The sequence below is a fragment of the Brevundimonas sp. GW821-FHT12C05 genome, assembly GCF_058807475.1.
The window spans coordinates 105,824-132,518 of sequence record NZ_JBXAQS010000002.1 but is presented as its reverse complement, the minus strand read 5'-3'; the positions used below and the strand labels follow the sequence as shown (position 1 = coordinate 132,518).

Below are 26,695 nucleotides of genomic sequence, written 5' to 3'. Positions count from 1 at the left end.
GCCCCGCGAGCGGCGACAACCGGCCTCGAATGACCGCCGCCGCCCCCACGCCCGTCCGCTCCGAGCCGCACATCTGCGACGTGCTGATCGCCGAGCGCGCGCCCCGGCTGACGGCGTCCGTCTTCTGGCCGGTGGTGCGGCCCGTGCTGTACCGGCTGCTCAACTATCGCCAGGCCGTGCGGATGGCCGACGCGGTCCGGCCCCTCTCAGGCGCGGCGGCGCTGGACTATATGAGCGACCTGCTGGACCTGAAGGTCTCGGTGATGAACCCCGAGCGCATTCCGGCGACGGGGCGCTGCATCATCGTCGCCAACCATCCGACCGGCATCGCCGACGGGATCGCCGTGTTCGACGCGATCAAGACGCGGCGGCCGGACGCCATCTTCTTCGCCAATGCCGACGCCCTGCGGGTCTCGCCGCGGCTGGGCGAAACCGTCATCCCGGTGGAATGGGTGGTCGATAAACGCACCCGCGAGAAGACCCGCGAAACCCTGCAGGCCGCCAAGGCGGCCTTCGAGGCCGAGCGCTGCGTGGTCATGTTCCCGGCCGGCCGGTTGGCGCGGATCGGCAAGGACGGCTCGGTCACCGATCCGGAATGGGCCTCGACCGCAGCCTCCCTGGCGCGGAAATACGAGGCTCCGGTGGTTCCGATCCATGTGGCCGGCCCCTATTCCCGCCTGTTCCACTGGTTCGACCAGGTGTCGCAGGAGCTGCGGGACATCACCCTGTTCCACGAGCTGCTGAACAAGCGGAAGAAGCCGTTCCAGCTGATGGTCGGCAAGCCGATCCCGGCCTCGCGTCTCGACATCGACGCGGGCAAGGCGACCTACGCTCTCAAGGCTTTCACCGAACGGGTCCTGCCCAGCCAGCCGGACGCCGACTTTGCCTGAGGTCGTTTTCACCCTGCGCGACGCGATCGCCACGACCCGGCTGGGCGCGGCCATCGCCCCCCTGCTGACGCCGGGCGAGACAGTGCTGCTGTACGGGCCGCTGGGCATGGGCAAGTCGACGCTGGCGCGGGGCCTGATCCGGGCGCTGACCTCGCCCGACGAAGACGTGCCGTCGCCGACCTTCACCCTGGTGCAGTTCTATGAGAGCGATCCGCCGGTGGCGCATTTCGACCTCTACCGCCTGACCCGACCGGAGGAAGCTGCCGAGATCGGGCTGGACGAGGCGCTGGACGAAGGCTGTGCGCTCATCGAATGGCCTGAGCGGTTGGGTGAGGACCCGGACCCCTGGCTGGGACCGGACCGGCTGACGGTCTCCCTGGCCGAGGACGGTGATGGCCGCCGGGCGTCCATATCGGGCGCCGGCGCCTGGGTTGAGAAACTGAAGGACCTGAATGTCTGATCGCGAAGCCCTTCGTCTCGCCTTCCTGAAGGCCGCCGGCCTGTCCGAGGCGGCGCGCGAACCTCTGCCCGGCGACGCCTCGACGCGGCGCTATGAACGGCTGACGACGGCGGACGGGCGGTCGCTCATGCTGATGGATCAGCCGGCCAACGCCGAAAGCCCCCCGGCCGACCCGGCGTGGACGCCGGCGCAGCGCCTGGCCTCGGGCTGGAACGCCACCGCGCGGCTGTCGGCGGGCCGGATCGAGGCCTTCGCCGCCGTGGCCGACCACCTGCGGGCGCTCGGCCTGTCGGCGCCGGAGATCATCGCCATCGACGCCGCCGCCGGCCTGGCCGTGCTGGAGGATTTCGGCGACGCCCTGTTCGCCCGGGTCATCGAGGCCGGGGAGGCCGAGGAGCCGCTCTACCTGGCCGCCGTCGAGGCCCTGGCGGCCCTGCACGCTGTCGAGCCGCCCGTGCGGCTGAGCGGGGCGGCGGGGGACTGGCCGCTGCTGGTCTATGACGAGACGGCGCTGCAGGGCGGAGCCGACCTGTTCGTCGAATGGATGCCGGCGCTGGACCCGGCTCTGACCTTCGATGCCGCCGCCGTCGCCGGCTGGCGCGAGGCGTGGAGGCCGGTGGTCGAGCGCGGCGCGGCGGGGGCCACGGTCATGGCGCATCGCGACTATCACGCCGAGAACCTGATCCGCCTGCCGGACCGCCGGGGCGCGGCCATGGTCGGGATGATCGACTTCCAGGACGCCGTACGCGCCCACCCGTCGTGGGATCTCCACTCCCTGCTGCAGGACGCCCGCCGGGATGTTTCGCCGGCGTTGGAGGCCAGGGCGCTGGACCACTATTTCAGCCTGCGTCCCGGCGTCGACCGGGCCGGGTTCATGCGCGACTACGCCGGGTTGGCGGCGCTGAACGAGGCGCGCATCCTCGGCATCTTCGCCCGGCTGATCGTGCGTGACGGCAAGCCGCGCTACCGCGCCTTCATGCCGCGCATGTGGGCGCACCTGAACGCCAATCTGACCAAGCCCGGCCTCGAGACCGTTCGCGCCTGGTTCGACGCCCATGTGCCGGAGACCAGCCGCCTATGACCGCTCCGAGGACCGCCCCCAAGACCGCGATGGTGCTGGCCGCCGGTCTAGGCACCCGTATGCGTCCTCTGACCGACGACCGGCCCAAGGCCCTGGTCGAGGTCGCCGGAAGGGCCCTGATCGACCATGTGCTGGATCGGCTGGCCGATGCAGGCGTGGAAAAGGTCGTGGTCAATGTCCACTGGTTCGCCGATCGGCTGGAAAGCCATCTCGCGGCGCGCGGACGCGGACCGGAGATCGTGATCTCCGACGAACGGGAAACCCTGCTGGAGACGGGCGGGGGCCTGAAGAAGGCGGCGCCGCTGCTGGGCGACGATCCGGTCTTCGTGGCCAATATCGACAGCGTCTGGGTCGATCGGGGCGACGCCTTGAATCAACTCGCGCGGTTGTGGAATCCGTCAATCATGGATGCGGCGCTTCTTCTCGCGCGGCGCGAAGGCTCCATCGGATTCGAGGGCGACGGAGACTTCTTCCTGGGCGACGACGGCAAGCTGACCTTCCGGGGCGAGGCGACGTCGGCGCCCTTCGCCTACATGGGCGTCCACATCTGTCGGCCCGATTATGTCGCCGACGGTCCCGATGGCCCCTTCTCGCTGAGCCAGTTCTGGCGCCGGTCGGCAGCGGCCGGGCGGCTGTACGGCGTGGTGATGGACGGCGACTGGATGCACGTCGGCGACCCGCAGGCCCGTGACGAGGCCGAGGCGAAACTGGCCGGAGGCGGATGAGGTGCGCCTCAGGCAGCGAGACGCCGGGCGTCGAGCGATAGGCGCTCAGGAATGACCGCCCGGTTTGATCCTTTCCTTGGCGACAAGCCCCGCTGGTACGCGGTCGAGGCGCATCGGCCGTTCCTGGAGGATCTGGCCGCGGGCGTGCTGGACTGGTTGGGCGACAAGCCGCCCGAGACCTTGTCGGACGCGGTCATCCTGCTGCCCAATCGACGCGCGGCGCGGGCCTTCACCGCGGCCCTGACCAAACAGGCGGGCGGGCGTCCCGTGCTGCTGCCGCAGGTGCGGCCGCTGGGGGATCTGGAAGAGGATGAGCCGCCGTTCGCGCCGGGCGAGGTCGGGCTGGACCTGCCGCCGGCCATCGCCCCCTTGACCCGCCGCTTCGAGATGGCGCGGATGATCGTGGAGGATTTCCGCTCGGACCTGTCGCCCCTGCGCGCGTTGGAGTTGGCGGACGCGCTGGGCGGCTTCCTCGATTCCTGCCACCTGGAAGAAGTCGAGGATATCGGCAGGGTGGCCACTCTGGTTGAGGGGGATCTGGCCGAACACTGGCGGGAGTCGGCGCGATTCTTAAGCCTCGCCGCCGAGACATGGCCGAAGCGACTGGCGGCGCTGGGGCTGGTGGATCCGGCCTGGCGACGGGCGAAGCTGTTGCGATTGCTGGCCGAGAGCTGGGAGGCGCGGCCGCCCGAGCATCCGGTGATCGCCGCCGGCTCGACCGGTTCGGCGCCGGCCGCCGCCGATGTGCTGGCCGCCGTCGCCAAGGCCCCGCAGGGCTGTGTCGTTCTGCCCGGGCTGGATTCCGACCTGGACCCGGCGGTCTGGTCTCGGTTGGGGGACAACGAGCAGCACCCGCAGAACGCCCTGTGGCGGCTGCTCTGGGGGCGGGTCGAGCGCGAGGCCGTGCGCCCGTGGTTCCGTCCCCCGATCGACTCCGCTGTGGAGGCGCGCGGCCGCGCCCGCCAGCGGCTGCTCAATGAGGCGCTGCGGCCCGCCGACGCCACCGACGACTGGCGCAAGCTGATCCGCGCCATGCGCGCCGAGGCGGCGGGGACCCAGTCCGCCGATCCCATCGCAGAGGGACTGCGCGGTCTGTCCGTCGTCACGGCGCGGGCCGAAGAGGACGCGGCGGGGGCCATCGCCCTGATGATGCGCGAGACGCTGGAGACGCCGGGCAAGACCTGCGCCCTGGTCACGCCCGATCTGGCGCTGGGTCGTCGGGTGGCGGCGCGGCTGGAGCGCTGGGGCGTCAGCGCCGACGTGTCGTCGGGGCAGCCCCTGTCGCGCATGCCGGCCGGGCGGCTGATGGACCTGGCCGTGCGCTTCCTCGCCGATCCGCTGGACCCTCATGCCCTGCTGGGCCTGCTCAAACATCCGCTGGTGCAACTGGACCTCGGTGAGACGGAGTTCCGGGGTGCGGTCGAGGCGCTGGAGGCCTTTGCGTTGCGCGGCCCGCGCCGCCGCGACTGGTCGCGCGCCCGCAAGGCTCTGCTGGAGGCCGGCCAGCCGCGCGACGACGGGCGGGTTCCGTCCGACGTCACGCTGACGAGATTGGCGGCGGCGCGGGTTCTTCTGGATCGGCTGGAGGCGCTGTCGGCCGAAGCGCGGACGCCGTTCCGGGACGAGGCGGCGTTGGACGCCGCCGCCCGCGCCCTGACCGGCCTGATCGAGGCCGTGGCCGGGCAGCAGGCCTGGGCAGGGCCGGACGGAGAGGCGGCGGCGAGTCTGCTGTCGGCCTTGATCGAGGGCGGCGGATCGCTTGGGGCCGTGTCGCGCGAAGACTTCGCCGAGCTGGTTCACGGCCTGCTCACCGACGAGACGGTGCGCACCGGCGGGGCCAGTCAACCGCGTCTGCGCATCCTCGGCGCCATTGAGGCCCGTCTGGTGCGGGCCGACCGGATGATCCTGGCCGGGCTGGAGGAAGGAGTCTGGCCCAACGCCGCTCCGACCGATCCCTTCCTGTCTCGTCCCATGCGCGGGACAATGGGCCTGCCGCCGCCCGAACGGCGTCTGGGCCAGACGGCGCAGGACTTCGTCCAGGCCGCCAGCGCCGACGAGGCCATTCTGGTGCACTGCGAGCGGCGCGGCGGTCAACCGGCGGTGAAATCGCGCTGGCTGTGGCGGCTGGAGATGCTGACGCGCGGCGCCGATACGCCTGAGACGCCGGTGTCCGTCGCCCGCCCTTCCGGCCTGCTGGATCAGGCGCGGGCTCTGGATGCGCCGGCGCGGACCACGCCGGAGTATGCGCCTCGACCCGCGCCGCGGCCGCCCGTCGACCGGCGTCCGCGCGAGTTGCCGGTGACCGGGGTCGAGCGCTGGGTGCGCGATCCTTACGCCGTCTATGCCCGCTACGTCCTGAATCTGAGACAAATGGATCGGCCCGGCCAGTCCGCCGAGGCGATCGCGCGGGGCAACGCCGTGCACAAGGCGGTCGAGCGGATGACCCTGTCCTGGCCCGACGTTCTGCCCGAGGACAGCGCCGAACAACTGGAGCGGTTGCTGCTCGAGGAGCTGACCTCCGCCGGGTTCGAGGACGCGGCCATGGCGCGCGAGACGCCGCTGGCCCGCAACAGCGCGGTGTGGCTGGCCAGATTCGAGGCCGAGCGCCGGGCGCGGGGCGTGGAGATCCGGGTTGAGGAACGGGTCGAGATGCTGATCCCGGCCCCGGCGGGGCCGTTCAAGCTGACCGCCAAGGCCGATCGGATCGAACTGTCGGCCACGGGCGCGGCGGTGCTGGACTTCAAGACCGGCTCCATCCCCTCGCCGAAACAGGTGCGCACCGGCTTTTCGCCCCAGCTGACCCTAACCGGCGCCATCCTGGCCGAGGCCGGGCTGAAGGATACCGGGCCGGTCGAGCCGGAGGAGCTGACCTATGTCCGCGTCGTCGGCCGCAAGGAGCCGGGGCAGGCGGCGGTGCGGGCGTCGGGGGCCGAGGCGCTGGCCCTGTCGCAGGCGGCGCTGGCGGGACTGACCGCGCGCATCGAACGGTTCGACAGCGAAGAGACGCCCTATCTGAGCTGGGTCGCACCGCAGTTCATGGGCAATTTCGGCGGCAACTACGACCACCTCGCCCGGGTCTGGGAATGGCATGTGGTCGGCGGCGACGAGGGAGACGCGGAATGAGCGCGCGCATCCTGCCCGATCCCGCCCAGATCGCCGCGGCCGACCCCGGCCAGTCGGTCTTCGTCACCGCCAACGCCGGCTCGGGCAAGACCTCGACCCTGGTTGACCGGGTGGCGCGGCTGCTGCTCCGCGAGGTCCAGCCGGGCGAGATCCTGTGCGTGACCTACACCAAGGCCGCCGCCGCCGAGATGCAGGCGCGGCTGTTCGACCGGCTGGGCGAGTGGGCGGTGATGGATGACGGGCGGCTGGCGCAGTCGCTGGCTGATCTGGACGGGCGCGATCCGGCCCGGCTGTCGGGCCAGGACCTGTCAGACGCACGCCGGCTGTTCGCCAAAGCGCTGGAGACGCCGGGCGGGCTGAAGATCCAGACCATCCACGCCTTCTGCGAAAAGCTGCTGCGCCGCTTCCCCATCGAGGCCGGGGTGACGCCGGGCTTCACCGTGCTGGAGAACGAGGCGGCGACGGCCCTGTCGCACTCGGCGCGCGAGGAACTGGCCCGGGCCGCCCTGCGCGACGCCGACGGGGTGATCGGCCAAGCCTACAGCCATTTCGCGGTCGAGCTGGACTGGGCCTCTTTCCAGTCGCTGCTGGCCATGATCGAGGCCGAGCGGGACAAGCTGGTCGCCTATGTCGCCCGGGTCGCCGACGGGCTCGCGCCGGGGCCGCATGTGGTGGCGGGCGCCCATCCCGAGGATACGGTCGAGGGGCTGGAGAACGACTTCATCCGCTTCCTCGACCGGGGCCAGTGGCTGGAGACGGCGGCGGCCATGGCGACGGGCTCAACCAACGACCAGAAATGCGCCGACCGTATGCGGGAAGCCGCCTGGACCTTCCCCGGCCTGGCCAATGTCTTCCTGACCGGCGGCGAGCCGCGCAAGGCGATGGCGACGGCCAAGGCCCCGCCGGCGGCGGGGGTCTGGCTGCTGGATCTGCAGCTGAAGTACGTCGCCGCGCTGGAGCGGCTGAAGCGGGTGCGGGTGGTGCGCGACACCATCCATGTGCTCACCCTCGCCCAGGCCCACGCCCACCTCTACGACCAGGCCAAGATCGCCAAGGGAGCGCTCGACTTCGGCGACCTGGTCGCCCGCACGGTGGACCTGCTGACCCGTCGGGCCTCGGCGGCCTGGGTGCTGTACAAGCTGGACGGCGGGGTCGAGCATGTGCTGGTCGATGAAGCGCAGGACACCGCGCCCCAGCAGTGGGACATCCTCAAGGCCCTGACCGAGGGCTTCTTCGCCGGCGAGGGCGGGCGGCGCTTCACCCCCATGCCCGCTTCGGGAGAGAGGCTGGACCGGACGGTCTTCGCCGTCGGCGACGAGAAGCAGTCGATCTACTCCTTCCAGGGGGCGCGGCCGGAGCGCTTGCGGCAAGAGTCCCAGCGCTATGACATGCTGGCGCGGGGCGCGAACGCCCGGTTCGAGGGCGTGGAGCTTGCCAAATCCTTCCGTTCGACGCCGGAAGTGTTGAGCTTCGTCGATGCGGTGTTCGAGGGGGGCGAGCGGACCCGCGCCCTGGTCGGCGACGGGCTGGCGGCCATCCCACCCCACGCCGCCATGCGCGAGGGCGAGGCCGGATCGGTCGACCTGTGGCCGCTGCATGAAGAGATCAAGGGGCCGGAGCGCGAGGCCTGGGATGCGCCGCTGGACCACGAGACCGTCGCCTCGGCGCGCAAGCGGCTGGCCTTTGATCTGGCGGCCGACATCAAGCGGCAGGTGGAGACCGGCGTCGCCGTCCATGACCGCAAGACGCGCGCGCCGCGGGCATCGGGCTATGGCGACTTCCTGATCCTGGTGCGCCGCCGGGATGCGACCTTCGAGGAGATCATTCGCGCGCTGAAATCGGCGGGCGTGCCCGTGGCGGGGGCGGACCGGTTGAAGCTGTCGTCGCACATCGTTTTCGACGACCTGATCGCGCTGGCCCGTTTCGTCCTCTACCCCGACGACGACCTGTCGCTGGCGGGGGTGCTGCGCAGTCCGTTCTGCGACGTGGACGAGGCCAGTCTGTTCGCCCTGGCCGGGGAGACCGCGAAGCGCGGCCGGCTGTGGCGGGAGCTGCGCGACCGGGCCGGGGAGCGGCCGGAGTGGTCTCGTGCGCGCGATATGCTGGCTTTCGCCCTGTCGGCGCGGGATCGCGATCCGTTCGGCTTCTTCTCCGCCCTGCTGAACCGCGTGGACGAGACCGGCGTCTCGGGCCGGGCGCGGGTGCTGCGCCGTCTGGGCCGCGAGGCCGAGGAGGCGATCGACGAAACCCTGAACCAGGTGCTGGCCGCCGAAGATCGCGGCGCGGTCGATCTGGAGACCTGCGTCGCCCGGCTGGAGGCCGCCGACGTCGAGGTGAAACGGGAGCTGGAGGGGCCGCGCGGCGAGGTGCGGGTCATGACCGTGCACGGGGCCAAGGGGTTGGAGGCGCCCGTGGTCATCCTGCCCGACACCACCAGCCGGGCGAAGGCGCAGGGTCCGGCCCTGATGCCCGTGGCGCTGGAGGACGGGTCCGAGGCCTGGCTGATGTGTCCGGGGCGGGCGGCGGACGACTGCGAGGCGTCCGGGGCCGCTCGTGAGGCCCGGCAGGCGCGCACCGACGCCGAGACCCTGCGCCTGCTCTATGTCGCCCTGACCCGCGCCCGCGACCGGATCGTGATCATGGGCCGGGGGAGCGCCAAGACCAAGGCCGGCTTCGACGAGGGCAGCTGGTGGGATGTCCTGAGCGAAACTTTCGGCCGGCTGGGCGATCGGGTGCATGAGGCGGACGGGGTGCGCCGGTTCGGCGCCGATCCAGTCCGGCTTCCGCCACAGGGGGCGGTAACCGCGACGGCCGCGACCGTTCCGGCCTGGGCGGGGATCTCGCCGGCGCCCGATCCGACGGCGCGCATCGCCTCGCCGTCGCAGATGGACGAGGTGCTGCGCCTGCCCGCGCCGTCGCCGCTGGCCGTGGCGGCGGGAAGTCTGGGCCGGTTCCGGCGCGGGGACCTGATCCACCGCCTGCTGGAACGCCTGCCCGAACTCGCGGCGGCCGAACGGCCGGACGCGGCGCGACGGCTACTGTCTCGGGAGCGAGACCTCGGCGATGACCAGCGCGGCGAGATGATCGCCGCCGCCTTCTCGGTATTGGAGGACGTTCGCTTCGCCCCGGTCTTTGGTCCCGGTTCGCGGCCAGAGGTGCCCCTGACCGGGCGGGCGGCGGGCGTGGCCGTCTCGGGGCGGATAGACCGGCTGGTGGTCACGCCGGAGCGAATTCTGGTTGTCGACTACAAGACCAATCGCCCGGCGCCGGATCGGATCGAGGACGCAGAACCAGCCTATGTGCTGCAGTTGGCGATCTACGTCTCGATCGTGAGACAACTCTATCCGGACCGTCCGGTGGAGGCGGCGCTCGTTTGGACGGACGGACCCAAGCTGATGGCCGTGCCCGACGATCTGATGGCCGCCGCCCTAGTCCGTTGATTTGCCGCCTTCGGCATCCCAAATCGGCTGCAACGGACCGGAATCACGCTATTATCGCCGGCTGATTTTATGAGGCGCGCCTGCAAGGCGGGCCGCAAGGAGAACCGCAATGGCCACCGTCAAGGTCACCGACGAAAGCTTCGAAACCGACGTCCTGAAGGCGTCCCAGCCCGTGCTGGTCGATTTCTGGGCGGAATGGTGCGGCCCCTGCAAACAGATCGGTCCGGCGCTGGAGCAGATCGCCGACGATCTTCAGGGTCAGGTGACCATCGCCAAGGTCAACATCGACGACAGCCCGATGATCCCGTCCAAGCTGGGCGTGAAGGGCATTCCGACCCTGATGCTGTTCAAGGACGGCCAGATGGCCTCGATGAAGGTCGGCGCCATGCCCAAGGGCAAGATCGTCGAATGGCTGGCCGAAAACGGCGTCACCTCCACCGCCTCCGCCACCGCCTGAATCGGCGCGTCAGGTCGGCCAGGTCTCGCGCGCCGCGCCCAGGACCTCGCCGGCCAGATACAACGATCCGCAGATGACCACGCGCCCGGCCCCGAGCCGGAGCGCCTGCGCCAGGGCCTGCTCCACGGTCCCGGCCGTCGTCGCCCCGAGGCCGTGGCCGCGCGCGACCGCCGCCAGCGCCTCGGGTTCGGCGGCCGCGCCTTCGAAGCCGACGGTGAAGACCGTCGCGCCGGACTGGTTTAACGCCTCGAAGAAGCCGCCTGCGTCCTTGTTGCCCAGCATGCCGACGATCAGGGCCGTGGGCCGGGGCGCCGTGGCCTGTCGCCGGGCCAGGGTCAGGGCGAGGGCCCGGGCGGCGTGCGGATTGTGTCCGCCGTCCAGCCACAACTCGGCGTCGGCGGCCCGGGCGGCATCGGCGTAGGGGCCTTCGGTCAACCGTTGCATCCGGGCCGGCCAGCGCACGGTCCGCAGACCTTCGGCAATGGCGGCCTCGGGCAGGTCGAGTTCCAGCGCGGCGGCGACGGCCAACCCGGCGTTGTCGATCTGATGCGGCCCCGCCAGGGCGGGCGCCGGCAGGTCAAGGAAGCGTTCCTGATCCTGGAAGGCCAGCCCGCCGCGCTCGGCCCAGGCGTCAAAGTCCGTGCCCATGACGGTCAGGGGAGCGCTCACGGCCAGGGCGGCGGCCTCGATGGCCTCCATGGCCTCGGGCGTCTGTCGCGCGATCAGGCCCCGCGCGCCGGGCTTGAGAATGCCCGCCTTCTCCACCGCGACACCGCGCAGGGAGGTCCCGAGGAACTCGGCGTGGTCCAGATCGACCGGGGTGATTAGGCTGAGCAGGGGGCGTTCGATGACGTTGGTGGCGTCCAGAACGCCGCCGAGGCCCACCTCGATGATGGCCAGGTCGGCGGCGGTTTCGCTCATGGCCACGAAGGCGGCGGCCGTGGTGCTCTCGAACACCGTCGCCTCGCTCGCCACCGCCTCGATACGATCGAGGATGCCGTTCAGAGCCTCATCAGTGATCAGTTCGCCGGCCAGCCGGATCCGCTCGTTGAAGCGCACCAGATGGGGCGAGGTATAGACATGGACCTTCAGACCCGCCGCTTCGGCGATGGCGCGTAGCAGGGCCACGGTCGACCCCTTGCCGTTGGTGCCGGCGACATGGATGACCGGTGGCAGGCGGTTCTGAGGATCACCCAGGGCCGCGCACAGGACCCGCATCCGGTCCAGCGACAGGTCGATGCGCTGCGGATGGCGGGCGCGCAAGCGTTCGGAGATCGGATCCATGGGCGCGTGTCTTACGCGGCCCGGCGCTTCCCGCCCATCAGCATCGACAGGATCTGACCCAGCACCTCGGGCAGGTCGCCACGGGCGACGACCTTGTCGACCATGCCTTTCTCCTGAAGGTATTCGGCGCGCTGGAACCCCGGCGGCAGCTTCTCGCGGATGGTGGCCTCGATGACGCGCGGACCGGCGAAGCCGATCAGGGCGCCCGGCTCGGCCAGGTGGACGTCGCCCAACATGGCGTAACTGGCGGTCACGCCGCCCGTGGTGGGGTCGGTCAGGACAACGACGAACGGCAGTTGAACCGCCTTCAGCTCCTGGATCGCCAGCGTGGTGCGGGCCATCTGCATCAGGCTGAGCGCGCCTTCCTGCATCCGGGCGCCGCCGGCGGCGGTGAAGCAGACCAGCGGCACGCCGCGCGCGACGGCGGCGCGGGCGGCGGCGATGAAGGCCTCGCCCGCGGCCATGCCGAGCGAACCGCCCATGAAGGTGAAGTCCTGAACGATGGCGACGGCCTCGGCGCCGCCGATCTCACCGAAGCCGATGGCCATGGTGTCCTTGCGGCCGGCGGCCTTGCGGGCGGCGTTCAGGCGGTCCTTGTAGGGCTTGCCGTCCGAGAATTTCAGCGGGTCTTCCGGCACATCCGGCGTGTCGATGGACTCGTACTTGCCGTCGTCGAAGGTGAAGCGCAGGCGTGTGGGCGCGTCGATGCGCATGTGCCGGCCAGACGGCGTGACCCACAGGGCGCCTTCCAGGTCCGAGCGGTACAGCATGTCGCCGGTGTCGGGGTCCTTGACCCAGAGATTGTCGGGCGTGTCCCGCCGGCTGACGATCTTGCGCACGCCGGGGGCGAAGCGGGACAGCCAGCCGCCGCGCTTCTCTTGCTGGGGTTTGTTCTTGTCGACCATGGGCGCGCTTTAGACGGTTTCTGTCGCGCGCGCACCCTTCACGGCGTCCGCGAGGCTGCGCACCTTGGCCAGAACGCGCGGGGCGGCGGGTTCGTTCGAGTCCAGCGCGGCGGCGACCTCGTCCACCAGCACCGAGCCGGCGACGACGGCGTCGGACACGCGCGCCACCTCGGCGGCCCGTTCCGGCGTCTTGATGCCGAAGCCGACGGCGACCGGCAGGCCCGAGGCCTTGCGCACCCGCTCGACGGCCGGGGCGACCGATCCGGCCTGGGCTTCCTTGACCCCGGTCACGCCCGCCACGGAGACGTAGTAGACGAAGCCCGAGGTCCGTTGGGCGATGACCTTGAGCCGGTCGTCGTCCGACGTCGGGGTGGCCAGACGGATCAGCGAAACCTGGTGGGCGTCCAGGGCGTCGGTGAGCGGATCGGCCTCTTCCGGCGGGCAGTCGACGACGATGACGCCGTCCACGCCGCTGGCGGCCGCGTCGCGCGCGAAGGCCTCGTGGCCATAGCTCTCGATGGGGTTCAGATAGCCCATCAGGATCAGGGGGGTATCGGCGTCGCCGGCGCGGAAGTCGCGAGCCAGATCCAGCGTGCCCTTCAGCGTCAGTCCGGCCTTGAGGCCGCGCAGGGCGGCGCGCTGGATCGGCGGGCCCTCGGCCATGGGGTCGGAGAAGGGGAAGCCCAGTTCGATGATGTCGGCCCCGGCGGCGGGGAGGCCGCGCAGAATCTCCAGCGCCTCGTCGCGCGTGGGGTCGCCCGCCATGACATAGGCGACGAAACCGGCCCGGCCCTGCGCCTTGAGGGCGGAGAAGCGGGCGTCGATGCGTTGGGTGGTCATGGGGCCGTCGAGGAAGAGGTCGTGGCCGAAGCCGGGAAAGGGGTCACTGCGCTGGGGCCGGCGGACCCGCCTGCGGGCCGGCGGACGCGGGCGCCGCGGCGCAGACGTTGCCGGGAATCGTGGCGAAGGCCAGCCAGGCCGGGGCGCCGGGCGCGGCCGCGCGCGTGTCGTCGGCGAAGGCCAGCATCTGGAAGCCGTCACAGCCGCCGTCCGGCTTGCGCTTGACGTAGATCACCAGATTGTTGTCTCCGCCCGCGGCCAACCAGCCCTGTTGGGAGAAGGTGGCGCTGTAGGCGTCGACCACATTACCGACGCCGGCCTGGGTGGTCGTCACGCAGAACGCCTGCTGGGCGAGAGCGGGCTTGCCGCCGCAGGTCGGGTCGGCGGTGACCTGCGGCAGTTCGGGGATTTCAACGTTGAGCGGCGCCGGCGTCGCCGTTTGGGCCATGGCTGGCGTCACGCACAGTGCGGCCACAGCGGCGAGAATGAGGGTCTTCATATTGTCCTAGAGCTCCACGCCCAGATGCTTCGCGACAGCGAAGATGTCCTTGTCGCCCCGTCCGCACATATTCAGCACGACATCGCCGCCCTTGCCCACTTCTTTCGCGATCTCGCCGACGCGGGCGAGGGCGTGGCTTGGCTCCAGGGCGGGGATGATCCCTTCCAGCTTCGAGCACAGCTGGAAGGCTTCCAGGGCTTCCTGGTCGGTGGCGGCGCGGTACTCGGCGCGGCCGATGTCCTTGAGCCAGGCGTGCTCGGGCCCGATGCCGGGATAGTCGAGGCCGGCCGAGATCGAATGGCCTTCCAGGATCTGGCCGTCGTCATCCTGCAGCAGATAGGTGCGGTTGCCGTGCAGTACGCCCGGGCGGCCGCCCTGGATGGAGGCGGCATGGTCCGGACCGTCCAGCCCGCGCCCGGCCGCCTCGACGCCGATCAGGCGCACGCCGGCGTCCTCGATGAAGGGATAGAACAGGCCGATGGCGTTGGAGCCGCCGCCGATGGCGGCCACGCAGGCGTCCGGCAGTTTTTCCTTGCGGGCCAGCATGGAGGCCCGGGCCTCGCGGCCGATGACCGACTGGAAATCGCGCACCATGGCCGGATAGGGGTGCGGCCCGGCGGCGGTGCCGATCAGATAATAGGTGTCCTCGACGTTGGTGACCCAGTCGCGCATCGCCTCGTTCATGGCGTCCTTCAGCGTGCCGCGGCCCGAGGTGACCGGGATCACCTCCGCGCCCAGCAGCTTCATGCGGAAGACGTTGGGCGACTGACGCTCCACGTCGGTCGCGCCCATGTAGACGATGCATTTCAGGCCGAAGCGGGCGCAGACGGTGGCGGTGGCCACACCGTGCTGGCCGGCGCCGGTCTCGGCGATGATGCGGGTCTTGCCCATGCGCATGGCCAGCAGGATCTGGCCCATGCAGTTGTTCACCTTGTGGGCGCCGGTGTGGTTCAGCTCGTCGCGCTTGAACCAGATGTCGGCCCCGCCGTGGTGTTCGGTCAGGCGTTCGGCGAAATACATCGGGCTGGGCCGGCCGACATAGTCGGTCAGGAAGCCGTCCAGCTCCGCCTGGAACGAGGGGTCCGCCTTGGCGGCCTCGTAGGCGTCGTTCAGCTCATGAATGAGCGGCATCAGGGTCTCGGCCACGAACCGTCCGCCATAGGGGCCGAACCGGCCCTCCGCGTCGGGGAAGCTGTAGCTGTTGGGCAGGATGGCGTTCACGGGCGTACTCGCGGGGAGGTCAGGCGGTCCGGGCGGCCTGAAGGAAGGCTGCAATCAGGGCCGGGTCCTTAACACCCGGGGCGCTTTCCACGCCAGAGGACACGTCCACCAGGGGAGCGCCGGAAATCCGCACGGCTTCGGCGACGTTGTCGGGATTCAGCCCGCCCGCGACGAACCACGGATGCCGAAAGGCCCGATCGGCCAGCAGGGTCCAGTCGAACCGGGCTCCGACTCCGCCCGGCAGGTCAGACCCTTCCGGCGGTTTGGCGTCGAACATCAGGTGATCCGCGAACGGCTCCCAGGCGACGGCTTCGTCGAAATCCTCATGCACGCGGATCGGCAGGGCCCTGATGATCCCCGCTCCGGTCAGGGTTCGGACCTGTTCGGCGCGGGCCGGGGTCTCGGACCCGTGCAACTGGATCAGGTCCGGCTTCAGGATCAGGGCGATCTCGGTCAGCAGGGCGTCGTCGGCGTCGACCGTGACCGCCACGATGGCGGCCCGATTCCGCGCGCGCTCGAACAGGGTGGCGGCGTGCAGAGGGGCGATATGGCGCGGACTCTTCGGGAACACGACCGCGCCGACGAAGGCCGCGCCGCCGGCCAGGGCCGCGTCCAGCGTGTCAGGCGTCGTCAGTCCGCAGATCTTGGCCCGGGTCATGCCCGGCAGGTGCGCCCGCCGTCCGTCGGGGTCAAGGCCGGTACAGGTCGGCGTCCGGATCGCCACCGCCGCGTATCGCCGCCGACACGATCTGGCTGGCGATGACGGAATAGGTGATGCCGTTGCCGCCGAAACCCATGACCGCCCAGGCGTGGTCCATGTCCGGTACGGGGGCGATAGACGGCAGACCGGTCGCGCTTTCTCCAAACGCTCCGGCCCAGCTGTAGTCGATCTCGAATTCGAGGGTCGGCAGCAGCCGCTTCAGCTTGGCCGTTATCGTCGCGCATTTGCGTTTCAGCCTGGCCTTGTCGGCGTGGGCCACGGGCGAGGGCTCATCCTCGCCGCCGACGATCAGCCGCCCGTCGCCGCCCATGCGGAAATAGAGGTACGGATCGGACGCCTCCCAGACCAGGGTGTCGCGCAGCCAGGCAGGACAGCGCTGGCGCGGCTTGGACGCCATGGCCCAGGTCGAGATCACTTTCGCGCCTGGCGTCGGAACGCCCTTGGGAAACTCGTAGCCGCAGCAGAAGATGACCGTCTTCGCCCGCACCGCATGGCCCGCGTCGGTCAGAAGGGTGACGCCGTCGGGGTCGCTGACGGCCTCTAGCACCTCAACGGGCGAATACACCTTCGCCCCCGCTGTCTCCGCCCGGCGCAGCAGACCCGCCGCCAGCCGGGCGGGATCGCCGCTGGCCGAGCCTTGACTGACGATGGCGCCGGTCCGTTCGATCCCGAACCGTTCGCGCAGCCCAGCCGGTCCGACAAAGTCGCTTTCCAGACCGATCGCGGCGCGGGCGTCCGCCTCCGCCGCCAGGGCGCGATGGCCGTACTCATCGCCGGCCAGATAGAGGGTCGCCTTGTCCTTCAGCCCGCAGCGGATTCGTTCCTCGGCCACGATCCGCTTCAGATCATCGACGGCAGACCGCGAGCGCAGATAGGCCCGCCTCGCCTTCGCCCCGCCTATGCGGTCCCCCAGCGCCGTCAGCGGCAGGTCGATCTCCCATTGCAGCAGGGCGGTGGAGGCCACGGTCGAGCCCATCAGCGGCGGCCGCCGATCCAGCACGGCGACGGAGTGATCGTGGCTCAGTTCGTGCGCCATGAAGGCCCCGCTGATCCCCGCGCCGACGATCGCGACGTCCACCGCGACAGCCGCCGCCAGTGGGCGGATCGGCACGCCCAGCCCTGGACTGTCCGCCCACAGGGATCGGCCGGTCCTGAGATCGCGTTTGAGAGTCGCCCCGGTCATGCCGTCTCCGCAGAAGCGGAGCCTTAGCGGACGAGGGCCCTGCCGGTTCCGCTCAGTCGCCGGGCCCGGCGAAGATCGAGTCGATCTCGTTTGATGTCAGCAGCCGCCATTCGCCCGGCGCGAGGTCGTCGGGCAGGCCCAGGCCGCCCAGCCGCTCGCGATGCAGGGCCTCAACGTGATTGCCCACGGCGGCGAACATCCGGCGGACCATGTGATAGCGGCCCTCGGTCACCGAGACCCTCGCCTCGGTCGGAGAGATCACCTCCAGCCCGGCGGGTTTCAGCGGCCTGTCGTCGTTTTCAAGCAGCAGTTCGCCCGAGGCGAACAGGGCGGCTTCCGAGCCGTTCAGCGGGCGCGCCAGAGTCGCGCGATAGATCTTGGCGACGTTCTTCTTGGGGCTGATCACCCGGTGCAGCAGGTCGCCGTCGTCGGTCATCAGCAGCAGGCCCGATGTCTCCTTGTCCAGCCGTCCGATGGTCGAGATGGCCGGGTCGCGGCGGCGCCAGCGGTCGGGCAGGACGTCATAGACAAGCGCCCCGTCCTCCTTGTGCGAACAGGTCATGCCCAACGGCTTGTGCAGCAGGATGACGATGCCCTGCGGCGGGTCCAGCGGCTCGCCGTCGATCTCCATCCGGGTCGGCAGGTCGGGGGTGACGGGGATGCGTTTCGACACATCGGTGATGTCCACGCCGTCCAGCACGATGCCGCCGGCCTTGCCCATGCGCGCCATCTCGGTGCGCGAGCCGTAGCCCAGCGAGCCCAGAAGCTTGTCGACGCGCGAGGTCGGAATCTTCGCCACCTTACTTCACCGCCTCGAAGACCTTGTAGCCGCCGGCGTCAGCGGCCATGCGCACGCGCTTGAAAGCCTCGTTGATCTCGGCCTCGTAGGGGAGGTGGCGGTTGGCGACGAGCCACAGGACGCCGCCCTTCTTGAGCAGGGCCGCGGCCTGTCGGATGAAGGCCTGGCCCAGCCGCTTGTCCTCGGCGCCGCCGTCATGGAAAGGCGGGTTGGTGATGATGAAGTCGAGGTCGCCGACGGGCTCCAGCGTCCGCACGTCGGTCTGTTCGAAGGCAGCCCGGGGGTCGGTGATATTCTTTCGCGCGGCTTCGATGGCCCGGCGATCAAGATCGATCATCCTCAGGGAGGTGACCTTCGGCCATTGGCCGTCGGCCAGAACGACCGCTCCGAGAACGCCAATGCCGCAACCGAGGTCGGCTCCAGCCCCCTTCAGCGGCGAGTCGACGCCCTGATAGAGAAGGGTCGTTTCGATCAGCAGGCGGCTGCCCGGGTCGATGCGGTTCCAGGCGAAGACGCCAGGCTGAGACCAGAACCCACCCAAGCCATTGGCCTGGGACATGGCGCGCGGCGCGCCCTCTTCGATGGCCGCGTCCAGACCGGTCAGGCCTTCGCTCTTGAGGACCACGCAGCGGCGGTGGTGGGCCTTGGAGCTCTCGCCGACCTCGGCGCCGAAGGCTTCCAGCTCCTTCTTCAGCCGCGAGCCGCCCTTGTCCTTGAGGGCCATGACGTCCAGCCGTCCGCCCGGCTTCAGGGCGCGCAGGGCCAGGGCCAGGGTGTAGCGGCGCTCGAGCACGCCCGGCGGGGCATAGATCATGATGCTGTCGGCCGAGCCTTCCGGCACGGTTTCGAGCGGCGTCGCGCCGGGGATCAGGGGCGAGGTCTGTGTCGCCGCGCCCGGCGGATCGAACACCACCGGGGGGCGGCCATAGAGAAGCGTCGTCATCCGGCTCCTCTAGCGGAGCGCGAGGCCCGGTGACACCCCGGAACAAATCCGGCACAACGCCGCCATGCTCCCCGACTCAGTCTCCGCCCCGCCCGCGCCGACCCTGGCCGACGCGCGCGCGACGCTGGAGCGCGTTTGGGGCCACGGCGACTTCCGCGGCATGCAGGCCGAGGTGGTCGAGGAAATCCTCGCCGGGCGGGACGTGCTGGCGGTGCTGCCGACCGGCGGAGGCAAGTCGGTCTGCTATCAGATCCCCGCCATGCTGCGCCCCGGCCTAGGCCTGGTGGTGTCGCCCCTGATCGCCCTGATGACGGATCAGGTCGAGGCGCTGAAGCAGCAGGGCGTCTCGGCGGCGAGACTGGATTCCGGCGTCTCCATGGACGACCGTTCGGCCATCTGGCGCGCGGCGCGCGCGGGGGAGCTGGACCTGCTCTATGTCTCGCCTGAGGGACTGGCGCAGCCCCATTTGATCGATCGCCTGCACGACCTGCCGCTGAGCCTGATCGCGATTGATGAGGCGCACTGTGTCTCGCAATGGGGACATGACTTCCGGCCGGATTACCGAACGCTGGGCCGGCTGGCCGAGCTGTTCCCCGGCGTGCCGCGCATCGCCGTGACCGCCACCGCCGACGCCCGCACGCGCGAGGACATCGTCCGCTCCCTGCGGCTGGACGGCGCCAAGGTGGTGGTCGACAGCTTCGCCCGCCCGAACCTGCAGCTGTCAGCGATCCGCAAGGAGAACGGCTCGCGCGCCAAGACCGACGCGGCGGTGATCGATCTGGTGCGTCAGCGGCGCGGAAAGTCCGGAGTGGTCTACTGCGGCAGCCGTGACGGCTGCGAGCGGGTGGCCCAGGCCCTGCGCGACGCCGGAACCAACGCCATCGCCTATCACGCCGGTATGGACGCCCGGGACCGCGACAAGCGGCTGGAGCGTTTCCTGGCCGAGGACGGGGCGGTGATGGTGGCGACCATCGCCTTCGGCATGGGGGTCGACAAGGCCGACGTGCGCTTCGTCATCCACGCCGATCCGCCCGGTTCGCTGGAGGCCTATTGGCAGGAGATCGGGCGGGGGGGACGCGACGGCGAACCGGCCGAGGGCATCACCCTGTACGGCCCGTCCGACATCGCCTGGACGCTGAAACGTCTCGACGGCCGTCCCATGGTCGAAGAGGTCAAGGCGGTTCAGGTGCGCAAGGCGCGCCAGTTGTTCGCCATGCTGGACGGCGCCACCTGCCGCCCCCAGACCGTGCGTCGCTATTTCGGCGAGACCGGCGCGGACCGCTGCGGCGTTTGCGACATCTGCCAGGATCCGCCCGCCCTGTTCGACGCCACCGTGCCCGCCCAGAAGGCGCTGGCGGCGGTGCAGCGGCTGGGCGAGCGCTTCGGCAAGACCCGGATCATCGACCACCTGCTGGGCAAGACCAAGGACGTCCAACCCTGGGAGACCGCGCTGTCGACCTGGGGTATCGGCGCCGACATCGCCTCCCACACCCTGCGCGACGTCATCGACCACCTGATGTTCGAGGGTCTGCTGGTCGAGGATCCCAACGACGGCAAGCCGCTGGTCCGGCTGGGCGATCCCGAGGCCGTGCGCGGCGTCTATCGCGGCGAGCGGGTCATTGAGGTGCGGTTGACGCCGGCCCGTGTCTCGGCCCCGCGCGAACGGGTGCGAAACGGCCGCAACGCCGCCCTGGAAACCATGGACGCCGACGTCCGCGCCCGCTTCGAGGTGCTGCGCAACTGGCGCCGCGAGCGCGCCGCCGAGCAGCGCGTGCCGCCCTATGTCATCTTCCAGGACAAGACCCTGCTGGAGATCGCCATCGCGGAGCCGGGGGACCTGGAGATGCTGGGCCATATCTCCGGCGTCGGCCAGACCAAGCTGGACCGTTATGGCAAGGGCGTTCTGGCGGCGCTGGCCGCTTCGGCCTAGTCCGCGAAGTCAGCCCCAGGGGCCTCGACGCGAGGTACCCGTGATGGGGACGGAGGTCGTCAGCGGACGCGCCGGCGCGGGCTCGGGCGTGACCGGCCGCGGCGCGGGCGGGCGGCCCATCTTCATCGCCAGGTCCATCAGGGCGCGGACGCGGTTGCCGGTGGCCGGGTGGGTCGAGAACAGGTTGTCGGCGCCCCGGCCCGCCAGCGGATTGATGATGAACAGCTGGCCGGAGGCCGGATTGCGCTCGGCGGTCGGGTTGTGGATGCGCTTGGCGTAGGCCTCGATCTTCTGCAGGGCGGAGGCGAGGGCGTTCGGGTCGCCGGCGATCTCGGCGCCGACGCGGTCGGCCTCGTACTCGCGCGACCGGCTGATGGCCATCTGCACCAGGCCCGCGGCCATGGGGGCGAGGATCATCAGGGCCAGGGTCCCGATGATGCCGCCGGGCCGCTCGCGGTCGTCGCCGCCGCCGAAGAACAGGGCGAAATTGGCCAGCGCCGCTATGGCCCCGGCGATGGTGGCGGTGACCGTCATGGTCAGGGTGTCGCGGTTCTTCACATGCGCCAGTTCGTGCGCCATCACGCCCCGGATCTCCTCGCGGGTCAGCATGTCCAGCAGGCCGGTGGTGGCGCAGACGGCGGCGTTCTGCGGATTGCGGCCGGTGGCGAAGGCGTTGGGCTGGTCATTGGGGATGATGGCGATCATCGGCCGCGGCAGGCCGGCGTCCCGCGCCATCTGCAGGGTGTCGGCGACGTAGGTCCGCACCACGGCGTTGGGATGGTTCTCGTCGACCGGCTGGGCCCGGTACATCTTCAGAACGATCTTGTCGGCGTTCCAGTAGCTGAACAGATTCATCCCGCCGGCCACGACCAGCGCGATCAGCATGCCGAGCGCGCCGCCGATCAGATAGCCGAGGCCCATGAACAGGGCGGTCAGCGCGGCGAGCAGGGCGAAGGTCTTGAGGTGGTTCATCTGAACTCGAACAGGGGCGCGCACTGGCGCCGTTGGGGGACGCTTCCAATTTGCGAATTGCAACGCGATGGCTCAAGGCGAGGACGCTGTGACCGATCATCCCACCCCCGAGACCGAACCCGCCCCCGTTTTCAACACGGATGTCCCGCACGCCACGCCTGAGCGGCCCTTGAGCGACGCCGCGCGCCGCGCCCTGCTGGAGGCGGCGGATCGTCGCGCCGCCTCGGAACAGGCCGCGCTGGAGGTTGAACACGGCGGTCCGCGCGGTCCTGAACCCACCCGCTACGGCGATTGGGAGAAGAAGGGCATCGCCGTCGATTTCTGACGGCGAACGAAACCCGCCGAACAGCGTTAACCCTGACGTTCAGGAGACGCCGTCCATGATCCGCCTTCTCGCCGCCTCAGCGGGTCTCGTCGTCCTCGCCTGCGCGGGCGCCGCGACGGCCCAGACCTATGCGCCGTCCTGGGGCCAGCCGGTCTATCTCGACAGTTGGGGACGCCCGGTCGGCGGAACGCCCCTGTCCGAGATCGAAACCCGGTCCTACGTCGAAACCGGTCGCTGGGCGGACGGGTCTCACGAGCGTCCGTACGTCTATGCGCCCGGCCGCGCGACCGGATACGGTCATGGCTATGGCGCGAGCCGTTACCGCCGGTACGGCTATGAAGGGCGCGGGTACGACCGCCGTCCGTACCAAGGCTACCGCGACGACTGGGGCTACAACGACGACCGCGCCCGGCCGGGGGGACAGGGCTACGTCGATCATTACGGCCGATCCCGCGATCGGGGCCCGGACGTGTATGTCTACGACCGCTGAGCGACGGACAGGGTTAATTTCCGTCCTCTGAGGGGAAAGCGTGGCCCGACGCTCCCCCTGCCGGTGCAAGCTCGCGCGGCGTCTGGCCGAGAGGCGCAATAGCGGCTCCTGAAACGGAGTCCGTGACATGCGCATGCTCACCGCCGCGGCCGGAGCCGCACTTCTGATCCTCGCCGCCTCGCCCGCCTTCGCCGGCGATCCGCGCGGCGGCGGCCACCAGCCCCGACCGCCCGCGCCCTGCTGCCACGGCGGCGGTGGCGGGCCGCGTCCGCCGGTGCACGGCGGGGGGAACACGAACGTCAATGTAAACGTCAACGCCTCCGCGCGGGCCGAGGCCTACGCTTCGGCGGGCGCGCGCGGCTATCTGAACGCCCGCACCTATGACATGGGCGGACCCCGCGGCGGTTACGGCGGCGGCACGGTCTATGTCGGCGGCGGCTATGGCGGAGACGCCGGCTACTACGCCGGCGGTCCGGCGGTCTACGACGAGCGCGTGCTGGAGGGCCGCGCCTGTCCCTCGGCGCCGTTCGGCTATGTGGTCACCGGCTTCGGCCGCGATGACATGCGGCCCTCGCGCTGCGGCTACCGCTATGACGACCGCTACGACCGGGGCGGCCGCTACGGCTACAGCGAGCGTCACGACCGCTACGACGGCTATTCCGAGAGCCGCTACGAGGTCCGCGAAAGCTACAGCGACTACGAGGCTTACGAAGAGGGCTATATCCGCGACGACGGTCGCCGCTACGAGGATCGGCGCGCCTGCGACTGCGACCGGGGGCCGGCACCCTATCCGCCCGTCTATCTGCCGGAGCCGCCGCGCTATGAGCCGCCGCATCGCGTCGCACCGCCGCCGCCTCGCACTCGCCGGCCCGAGCCGCCACGCCGCCAGACGCCGCGGCAGGAATACCGCCAGGAGCCCGGCGAGCGGGGCTAGCCTCTAGCGGCCCACGCCGGCGATCGATTCGACGATGGCGGAGGCCGCCAGCAGCGGGTTTTCAGCCCCAACCACCGGACGGGCCACGACCAGATGGGTCGCGCCGGCCTCCAGCGCCGCGCGGGGCGTTGCCACGCGCTGCTGGTCGCCCTTGTCCGCGCCCTCGGGACGGACGCCCGGGGTGACGATCAGGAAGTCGGGACGGCCGGCGGCGACGGCGATCTCGCGCACCCGGGAGGCTTCCAGCGGACTGGAGACGACGCCGTCGACGCCGCAGTCCAGCGCCTGACGCACCCGCCGCTCGACCAGGGCGGCGGCGTCGAAGCCGTAGCCGATCTCGGCCAGGTCGGCGTCCGACAGGCTGGTCATGACCGTGACGGCCAGCAGTTTGGTCCCTGATCCGGCGGCGTCGCGGCCCTTGACCGCGCCCTTCATGACCTGCGGCTCGGCGTGGACGGTCAGCAGGTCGCAGCCGCCCTCGGCCACGGCGCGGGCGGCGCCCTCCACCTGGGCGCCGATGTCGTGCAGCTTCCAATCCTGGAAGACCATCTTTCCGGCGGTTCTCAGCTCATGCGCGAAGGCCACGCCGCCGGGGCGGGCCAGCAGAGTCAGGCCGACCTTGTACGAGGTGATCGTCGCGCCCAGCCGCTCGACCATGGCGCGGGCGGCGTCCAGGGAGGGCAGGTCCAGGCCGACGATCAGGCGCGGGTCGCTGAGCACGGGCGTCATGGGTCGATCTCCTTTGCCGCCGGGGGTGGACGCGCGGACGTGCGTCGGCCCTTATGGCGGCTGGGTGAATTGGGGGTGAGGTCAGGTCATGGACGCGGTCGAACTGGGGGTCAACCTGTTCGTGACGCTGTTCGCGCTGCTGGATCCGGTGGGAAACCTGCCGATCTTCGCGGCGGCGACAGCGGGCGCGACGCTGCGTCAGCGGGTGTCGGTCTCGTTCCTGATCTGCGTTTTCGCCGCGCTCTTCCTGGGGTTCTTCTTCTTCACCGGCCTAGGCCTGCTGCAGTTCTTCGGCATCTCGCTGGCGGCCTTCCGCATCGCGGGCGGCATCCTGTTGCTGCTGCTGGGCCTGGACATGGCGCGCGAGGACTTCCTCGCCACCTTCGCCGACAAGGATGCGGCCAATGACCTGAAGGACGTGCGCGGCTACGCCAAGCGGCGCTTCCAGCGGCTGGTCGTGCCCTTCGCCATTCCGCTGATGATCGGGCCCGGCGCGATCTCGGCCATCATCATCCAGGCCGGTGAAGCCACCAAGATCGGCCCGGCCGGCACCGCCGCCTCACTGGCCGCGATCACCGGCGCCTGCGTGGTCTCGTTCATCTGCTTCGCCCTGACCGGCCCGATCAGCCGGATCCTCGGCGAGGTCGGCCTGGCCATCGTGGTGCGGGTGCTTGGTCTGATCCTGTGCGCCCTGGCGATCCAGTTCATCCTGATGGGGCTGGGCGAAGCCTTGCCAGGCATCATCAGCACCGGCGTGACCATCCCCTATCCCTCCGGCGGACACTGAGACGGAGGGCGCGATGGACGGATCGTCGGGAGTACGGGTGTTCCATGGCCCGGAATCGCAACGGCTGGACGCCTTCGTCGATGCGGCTTTCGCCTTCGCCGTCTCCCTGCTGATCATCGGCGGGACCGAGCCGCTGCGATCCTTCACCGACCTGGCCGCGGCGCTGACCCGGATTCCGGCCTTCGTCTTCGGCTTCGCCCTGATCGCCCTGTTCTGGACGGCGCACCGGACGTGGTCGGCCCTGACGCCGGTGCGTACGGGCTGGACCACCTTCCTCAGCCTCGCGGTGGTGTTCGCGGTGCTGGTCTTTGTCTTCCCGCTGCGTCTGCTGGCCGAGACGGCGACGCACTATGTTTCCGGCGGGGTGTTGCCGGGCGCGCGGCTGATGTCGAGCCTGGCCGATCTGCGCTGGACCTATGTCATCTACGGCCTGGCCTTCGCCCTGCTGTCGGGGCTGAACGCCGGCCTGTTCGCCCAGGCCGCCAGGGCCCTTCGCGGCGGGGACGCCGTTACGCACCGCAAGGGCGTGCAGTGGGCGACGACCTGGACCATTTCGGCCGCGACCGGACTGATCTCTGCCCTGATCGCGGCGACGCCCCTGCTGAAGGCCGCGCCCTGGCTGCCGGGCGTGGCCTACAACCTCATCCCTGTGGGGGTGGTCGCCGTGACCTGGCGGAATCGCCGACCCTAAAGGCCCAGCGCGGTGCGGATGTCGCGCCAGTCGATGTACTTGAAGTTCTGGTTGCCGACGTCGTTCACGTCGTCCTGCACCACGACCACGCCCTCGGGGAAGCGGTCGCCGACCCGGCCGCCCAAGGCGTCCAGGCCGTCGGTGCCGGTCACGCCGTCGATGGCGCCGCTCGCCACAACGAAGCGCCCCTTGTACTCGGGCGCGGCGCCGTCGATGCGCCAGACCGGGAAGGTCGAGTCGCCCTGGCTGGAGCCGATCAGGTAGCGGGCCGCGCCGTCGGCGATGATCGTCAGGCCTTCCGCGTCGGCGACCAGCACGCCCGGGGCGATCGGTTGCACCAGCGTCCGGGCCGCGCCCGAGGCCGGGTCGAGGCCGTAGCGCCAGACGCCGACGTTCTCTTCCGCGATGTAGAGGGCGCCGGTGGCCTCATCGGCGGCGCAACCTTCCGAGATGCTGCCGATTTCGGCGCTGCGGACCAGACGGGCGGCCGGCCGACCGTCGGCGCCGACGGTCAGCACGAACTGGCGTAACTCACCCTCGTGACCGACCAGGATGGCGTGCAGTTCGGCGCCGCGACGGGCGAAGCAGAAGCCGTAGGGCTCGACCACATCGGTGGCGACATTGCCCCAGTGACGGACGCCGTTGTCGCCGGTCGCCGCCGGATCGAACAGGTACAGGGCGATGCCGGTCTTGCCCGGGGTGCGGTCGCTGGCGCCGAACACCACCTGCGGACGGCCGCCCATGCTCAGACCTTCGGCCACGTCGACATTGTTCAGCAGGCCTTCCGGCAGGAACTGCAGGATCGCGCCGTCCAGGCCGTAGATGTACAGGCCGGCCTTCTTGTCGGTGCCGGCCACGAAGCCGTCCACCACGGCGCCCTTGATATGGACCGGCGTGGCCGAGGCCCAGACCGCGGGATCGTCGGCGGCGTCCTGGCCCGGCAGGCCGACAGGCGGGGTCTCGAGCACGGCGTGAACGGGCGAGCCTTGACCCACGACGCCTTCGCCCTCGCCCTGGTAGTCGACTTCGCGGGTCGCGCAGGCGGCGAGAAGGGCCGCGGCGGCGACGGTGACGATCAGGGTCCGGACAGTCATTGTATGCGCCCCTCCAAGGCTTGAACGGGCGCGCTGGACCACGCGCCGTGTGTTGTGGTCAAGCCAAGGCACGATGACGGTCCGGCGTCATCTTCATGACGATCCATCTGTGCAGTGACTGATCGTCACAGCGCCGTCCGCAAATCGCCAAGCGTCGTTCGCGAAATCGTCG

The 26,695-nt window shown here is 70.4% G+C and carries 25 protein-coding genes; 13 read left to right on the top strand and 12 right to left on the bottom strand.

Going from position 1 to position 26,695, the window contains the following annotated elements; translation table 11 throughout:
• Positions 1-29 precede the first annotated feature (29 nt).
• The 7 genes from AC1RRF_RS09950 (at position 30) to trxA (ending at position 10,176) form a co-directional block, all read left to right on the top strand.
• A complete protein-coding gene (locus tag AC1RRF_RS09950) occupies positions 30-890 on the top strand; it encodes a GNAT family N-acetyltransferase (RefSeq protein WP_492834279.1) in 861 nt (286 codons plus the stop codon).
• Positions 883-1,350 carry a tRNA (adenosine(37)-N6)-threonylcarbamoyltransferase complex ATPase subunit type 1 TsaE gene (tsaE, locus tag AC1RRF_RS09945; protein WP_492834278.1) on the top strand — a complete coding sequence of 156 codons (468 nt, stop codon included), beginning with the start codon at positions 883-885 and terminating at the stop codon, positions 1,348-1,350. Before AC1RRF_RS09950 ends, tsaE begins: the two co-directional genes overlap by 8 nt.
• Complete coding sequence (amgK, locus tag AC1RRF_RS09940) at positions 1,343-2,431, top strand: N-acetylmuramate/N-acetylglucosamine kinase AmgK (RefSeq protein WP_492834277.1); 1,089 nt, start codon at positions 1,343-1,345, stop codon at positions 2,429-2,431. Before tsaE ends, amgK begins: the two co-directional genes overlap by 8 nt.
• A 29-nt stretch (positions 2,432-2,460) precedes the next feature.
• On the top strand, positions 2,461-3,156 hold the full coding sequence (murU, locus tag AC1RRF_RS09935) for an N-acetylmuramate alpha-1-phosphate uridylyltransferase MurU (RefSeq protein WP_492834793.1): 696 nt from the start codon (positions 2,461-2,463) through the stop codon (positions 3,154-3,156).
• Between the two features lie 51 nt (positions 3,157-3,207).
• Entirely contained in the window at positions 3,208-6,279 is a 3,072-nt protein-coding gene (gene addB / locus AC1RRF_RS09930; RefSeq protein WP_492834276.1) for a double-strand break repair protein AddB, read from the top strand.
• On the top strand, positions 6,276-9,719 hold the full coding sequence (addA, locus tag AC1RRF_RS09925; RefSeq protein WP_492834275.1) for a double-strand break repair helicase AddA: 3,444 nt from the start codon (positions 6,276-6,278) through the stop codon (positions 9,717-9,719). Before addB ends, addA begins: the two co-directional genes overlap by 4 nt.
• 109 nt (positions 9,720-9,828) lie before the next feature.
• A complete protein-coding gene (gene trxA, locus AC1RRF_RS09920) occupies positions 9,829-10,176 on the top strand; it encodes a thioredoxin (RefSeq protein ID WP_492834274.1) in 348 nt (115 codons plus the stop codon).
• 9 nt (positions 10,177-10,185) lie between these two features.
• Here trxA and AC1RRF_RS09915 read toward each other — a convergent pair whose 3' ends face one another.
• Genes AC1RRF_RS09915 through AC1RRF_RS09875 form a run of 9 tightly spaced genes read right to left on the bottom strand, consistent with a single transcriptional unit; the run spans position 10,186 to position 18,571 of the window.
• A complete protein-coding gene (locus AC1RRF_RS09915) occupies positions 10,186-11,460 on the bottom strand; it encodes a bifunctional folylpolyglutamate synthase/dihydrofolate synthase (protein WP_492834273.1) in 1,275 nt (424 codons plus the stop codon).
• A gap of 11 nt (positions 11,461-11,471) precedes the next feature.
• Positions 11,472-12,365 carry an acetyl-CoA carboxylase carboxyltransferase subunit beta gene (locus AC1RRF_RS09910; protein ID WP_492834272.1) on the bottom strand — a complete coding sequence of 298 codons (894 nt, stop codon included), beginning with the start codon at positions 12,363-12,365 and terminating at the stop codon, positions 11,472-11,474.
• A gap of 9 nt (positions 12,366-12,374) precedes the next feature.
• Positions 12,375-13,205 (bottom strand): tryptophan synthase subunit alpha, encoded by an 831-nt coding sequence (gene trpA / locus AC1RRF_RS09905; RefSeq protein ID WP_492834271.1) that lies wholly within the window; start codon positions 13,203-13,205, stop codon positions 12,375-12,377.
• Between the two features lie 43 nt (positions 13,206-13,248).
• Positions 13,249-13,704, bottom strand: coding sequence for a hypothetical protein (locus AC1RRF_RS09900; RefSeq protein WP_492834270.1), 456 nt, complete (start codon positions 13,702-13,704; stop codon positions 13,249-13,251).
• 6 nt (positions 13,705-13,710) lie between these two features.
• Entirely contained in the window at positions 13,711-14,925 is a 1,215-nt protein-coding gene (gene trpB / locus AC1RRF_RS09895; RefSeq protein ID WP_291833855.1) for a tryptophan synthase subunit beta, read from the bottom strand.
• 19 nt (positions 14,926-14,944) lie between these two features.
• Positions 14,945-15,583 (bottom strand): phosphoribosylanthranilate isomerase, encoded by a 639-nt coding sequence (locus AC1RRF_RS09890; RefSeq protein WP_492834269.1) that lies wholly within the window; start codon positions 15,581-15,583, stop codon positions 14,945-14,947.
• Positions 15,584-15,614: 31 nt separating this feature from the next.
• Positions 15,615-16,829 (bottom strand): NAD(P)/FAD-dependent oxidoreductase, encoded by a 1,215-nt coding sequence (locus tag AC1RRF_RS09885; RefSeq protein WP_492834268.1) that lies wholly within the window; start codon positions 16,827-16,829, stop codon positions 15,615-15,617.
• 52 nt (positions 16,830-16,881) lie between these two features.
• On the bottom strand, positions 16,882-17,628 hold the full coding sequence (locus AC1RRF_RS09880) for a pseudouridine synthase (RefSeq protein WP_492834267.1): 747 nt from the start codon (positions 17,626-17,628) through the stop codon (positions 16,882-16,884).
• A gap of 1 nt (position 17,629) precedes the next feature.
• A complete protein-coding gene (locus tag AC1RRF_RS09875) occupies positions 17,630-18,571 on the bottom strand; it encodes a class I SAM-dependent methyltransferase (protein WP_492834266.1) in 942 nt (313 codons plus the stop codon).
• Between the two features lie 64 nt (positions 18,572-18,635).
• Here AC1RRF_RS09875 and recQ point away from each other — a divergent pair, with 64 nt between their 5' ends.
• Positions 18,636-20,501: a DNA helicase RecQ gene (recQ, locus tag AC1RRF_RS09870; protein WP_492834265.1), complete on the top strand. Its 1,866-nt coding sequence runs from the start codon at positions 18,636-18,638 to the stop codon at positions 20,499-20,501.
• A gap of 9 nt (positions 20,502-20,510) precedes the next feature.
• Here recQ and htpX read toward each other — a convergent pair whose 3' ends face one another.
• On the bottom strand, positions 20,511-21,473 hold the full coding sequence (gene htpX / locus AC1RRF_RS09865) for a zinc metalloprotease HtpX (protein ID WP_492834264.1): 963 nt from the start codon (positions 21,471-21,473) through the stop codon (positions 20,511-20,513).
• 88 nt (positions 21,474-21,561) lie between these two features.
• On the opposite strand from htpX, the gene AC1RRF_RS09860 reads away from it, so the two are divergent.
• From AC1RRF_RS09860 to AC1RRF_RS09850, 3 genes are all read left to right on the top strand, one after another.
• Positions 21,562-21,798: a DUF1674 domain-containing protein gene (locus AC1RRF_RS09860; protein WP_492834263.1), complete on the top strand. Its 237-nt coding sequence runs from the start codon at positions 21,562-21,564 to the stop codon at positions 21,796-21,798.
• 55 nt (positions 21,799-21,853) lie between these two features.
• Positions 21,854-22,288, top strand: a complete 435-nt coding sequence (locus tag AC1RRF_RS09855; RefSeq protein ID WP_492834262.1) for a hypothetical protein — start codon at positions 21,854-21,856, stop codon at positions 22,286-22,288.
• Positions 22,289-22,415: 127 nt separating this feature from the next.
• On the top strand, positions 22,416-23,222 hold the full coding sequence (locus AC1RRF_RS09850) for a hypothetical protein (RefSeq protein WP_492834261.1): 807 nt from the start codon (positions 22,416-22,418) through the stop codon (positions 23,220-23,222).
• Between the two features lie 3 nt (positions 23,223-23,225).
• Here AC1RRF_RS09850 and pyrF read toward each other — a convergent pair whose 3' ends face one another.
• Positions 23,226-23,942, bottom strand: a complete 717-nt coding sequence (gene pyrF / locus AC1RRF_RS09845; protein ID WP_492834791.1) for an orotidine-5'-phosphate decarboxylase — start codon at positions 23,940-23,942, stop codon at positions 23,226-23,228.
• A gap of 97 nt (positions 23,943-24,039) precedes the next feature.
• On the opposite strand from pyrF, the gene AC1RRF_RS09840 reads away from it, so the two are divergent.
• Together AC1RRF_RS09840 and AC1RRF_RS09835 are read left to right on the top strand one after the other, a co-directional pair.
• Positions 24,040-24,738 carry a MarC family protein gene (locus tag AC1RRF_RS09840; RefSeq protein ID WP_291835315.1) on the top strand — a complete coding sequence of 233 codons (699 nt, stop codon included), beginning with the start codon at positions 24,040-24,042 and terminating at the stop codon, positions 24,736-24,738.
• A 13-nt stretch (positions 24,739-24,751) separates the two neighbouring features.
• Positions 24,752-25,429, top strand: a complete 678-nt coding sequence (locus AC1RRF_RS09835; protein ID WP_492834260.1) for a TMEM175 family protein — start codon at positions 24,752-24,754, stop codon at positions 25,427-25,429.
• Here the strand turns inward: AC1RRF_RS09835 and AC1RRF_RS09830 are convergent.
• Positions 25,426-26,523 carry a phytase gene (locus tag AC1RRF_RS09830; RefSeq protein ID WP_492834259.1) on the bottom strand — a complete coding sequence of 366 codons (1,098 nt, stop codon included), beginning with the start codon at positions 26,521-26,523 and terminating at the stop codon, positions 25,426-25,428. The genes AC1RRF_RS09835 and AC1RRF_RS09830 overlap by 4 nt on opposite strands.
• Positions 26,524-26,695 lie beyond the last annotated feature (172 nt).

Bases quoted from the DNA above. Each gene is read 5' to 3' on its own strand.
- AC1RRF_RS09850 (WP_492834261.1), top strand. From the start codon at position 22,416: ATGCGCATGCTCACCGCCGCGGCCGGAGCCGCACTTCTGATCCTCGCC.
- AC1RRF_RS09890 (WP_492834269.1), bottom strand. From the start codon at position 15,583: ATGACCCGGGCCAAGATCTGCGGACTGACGACGCCTGACACGCTGGAC.
- addA (WP_492834275.1), top strand. From the start codon at position 6,276: ATGAGCGCGCGCATCCTGCCCGATCCCGCCCAGATCGCCGCGGCCGAC.
- AC1RRF_RS09950 (WP_492834279.1), top strand. From the start codon at position 30: ATGACCGCCGCCGCCCCCACGCCCGTCCGCTCCGAGCCGCACATCTGC.
- AC1RRF_RS09910 (WP_492834272.1), bottom strand. From the start codon at position 12,365: ATGGTCGACAAGAACAAACCCCAGCAAGAGAAGCGCGGCGGCTGGCTG.
- AC1RRF_RS09855 (WP_492834262.1), top strand. From the start codon at position 21,854: ATGATCCGCCTTCTCGCCGCCTCAGCGGGTCTCGTCGTCCTCGCCTGC.
- recQ (WP_492834265.1), top strand. From the start codon at position 18,636: ATGCTCCCCGACTCAGTCTCCGCCCCGCCCGCGCCGACCCTGGCCGAC.
- trxA (WP_492834274.1), top strand. From the start codon at position 9,829: ATGGCCACCGTCAAGGTCACCGACGAAAGCTTCGAAACCGACGTCCTG.
- htpX (WP_492834264.1), bottom strand. From the start codon at position 21,473: ATGAACCACCTCAAGACCTTCGCCCTGCTCGCCGCGCTGACCGCCCTG.
- AC1RRF_RS09900 (WP_492834270.1), bottom strand. From the start codon at position 13,704: ATGAAGACCCTCATTCTCGCCGCTGTGGCCGCACTGTGCGTGACGCCA.
- trpA (WP_492834271.1), bottom strand. From the start codon at position 13,205: ATGACCACCCAACGCATCGACGCCCGCTTCTCCGCCCTCAAGGCGCAG.
- murU (WP_492834793.1), top strand. From the start codon at position 2,461: ATGGTGCTGGCCGCCGGTCTAGGCACCCGTATGCGTCCTCTGACCGAC.
- AC1RRF_RS09835 (WP_492834260.1), top strand. From the start codon at position 24,752: ATGGACGGATCGTCGGGAGTACGGGTGTTCCATGGCCCGGAATCGCAA.
- amgK (WP_492834277.1), top strand. From the start codon at position 1,343: ATGTCTGATCGCGAAGCCCTTCGTCTCGCCTTCCTGAAGGCCGCCGGC.
- AC1RRF_RS09875 (WP_492834266.1), bottom strand. From the start codon at position 18,571: ATGACGACGCTTCTCTATGGCCGCCCCCCGGTGGTGTTCGATCCGCCG.
- AC1RRF_RS09915 (WP_492834273.1), bottom strand. From the start codon at position 11,460: ATGGATCCGATCTCCGAACGCTTGCGCGCCCGCCATCCGCAGCGCATC.
- AC1RRF_RS09885 (WP_492834268.1), bottom strand. From the start codon at position 16,829: ATGACCGGGGCGACTCTCAAACGCGATCTCAGGACCGGCCGATCCCTG.
- AC1RRF_RS09840 (WP_291835315.1), top strand. From the start codon at position 24,040: ATGGACGCGGTCGAACTGGGGGTCAACCTGTTCGTGACGCTGTTCGCG.
- AC1RRF_RS09830 (WP_492834259.1), bottom strand. From the start codon at position 26,523: ATGACTGTCCGGACCCTGATCGTCACCGTCGCCGCCGCGGCCCTTCTC.
- addB (WP_492834276.1), top strand. From the start codon at position 3,208: ATGACCGCCCGGTTTGATCCTTTCCTTGGCGACAAGCCCCGCTGGTAC.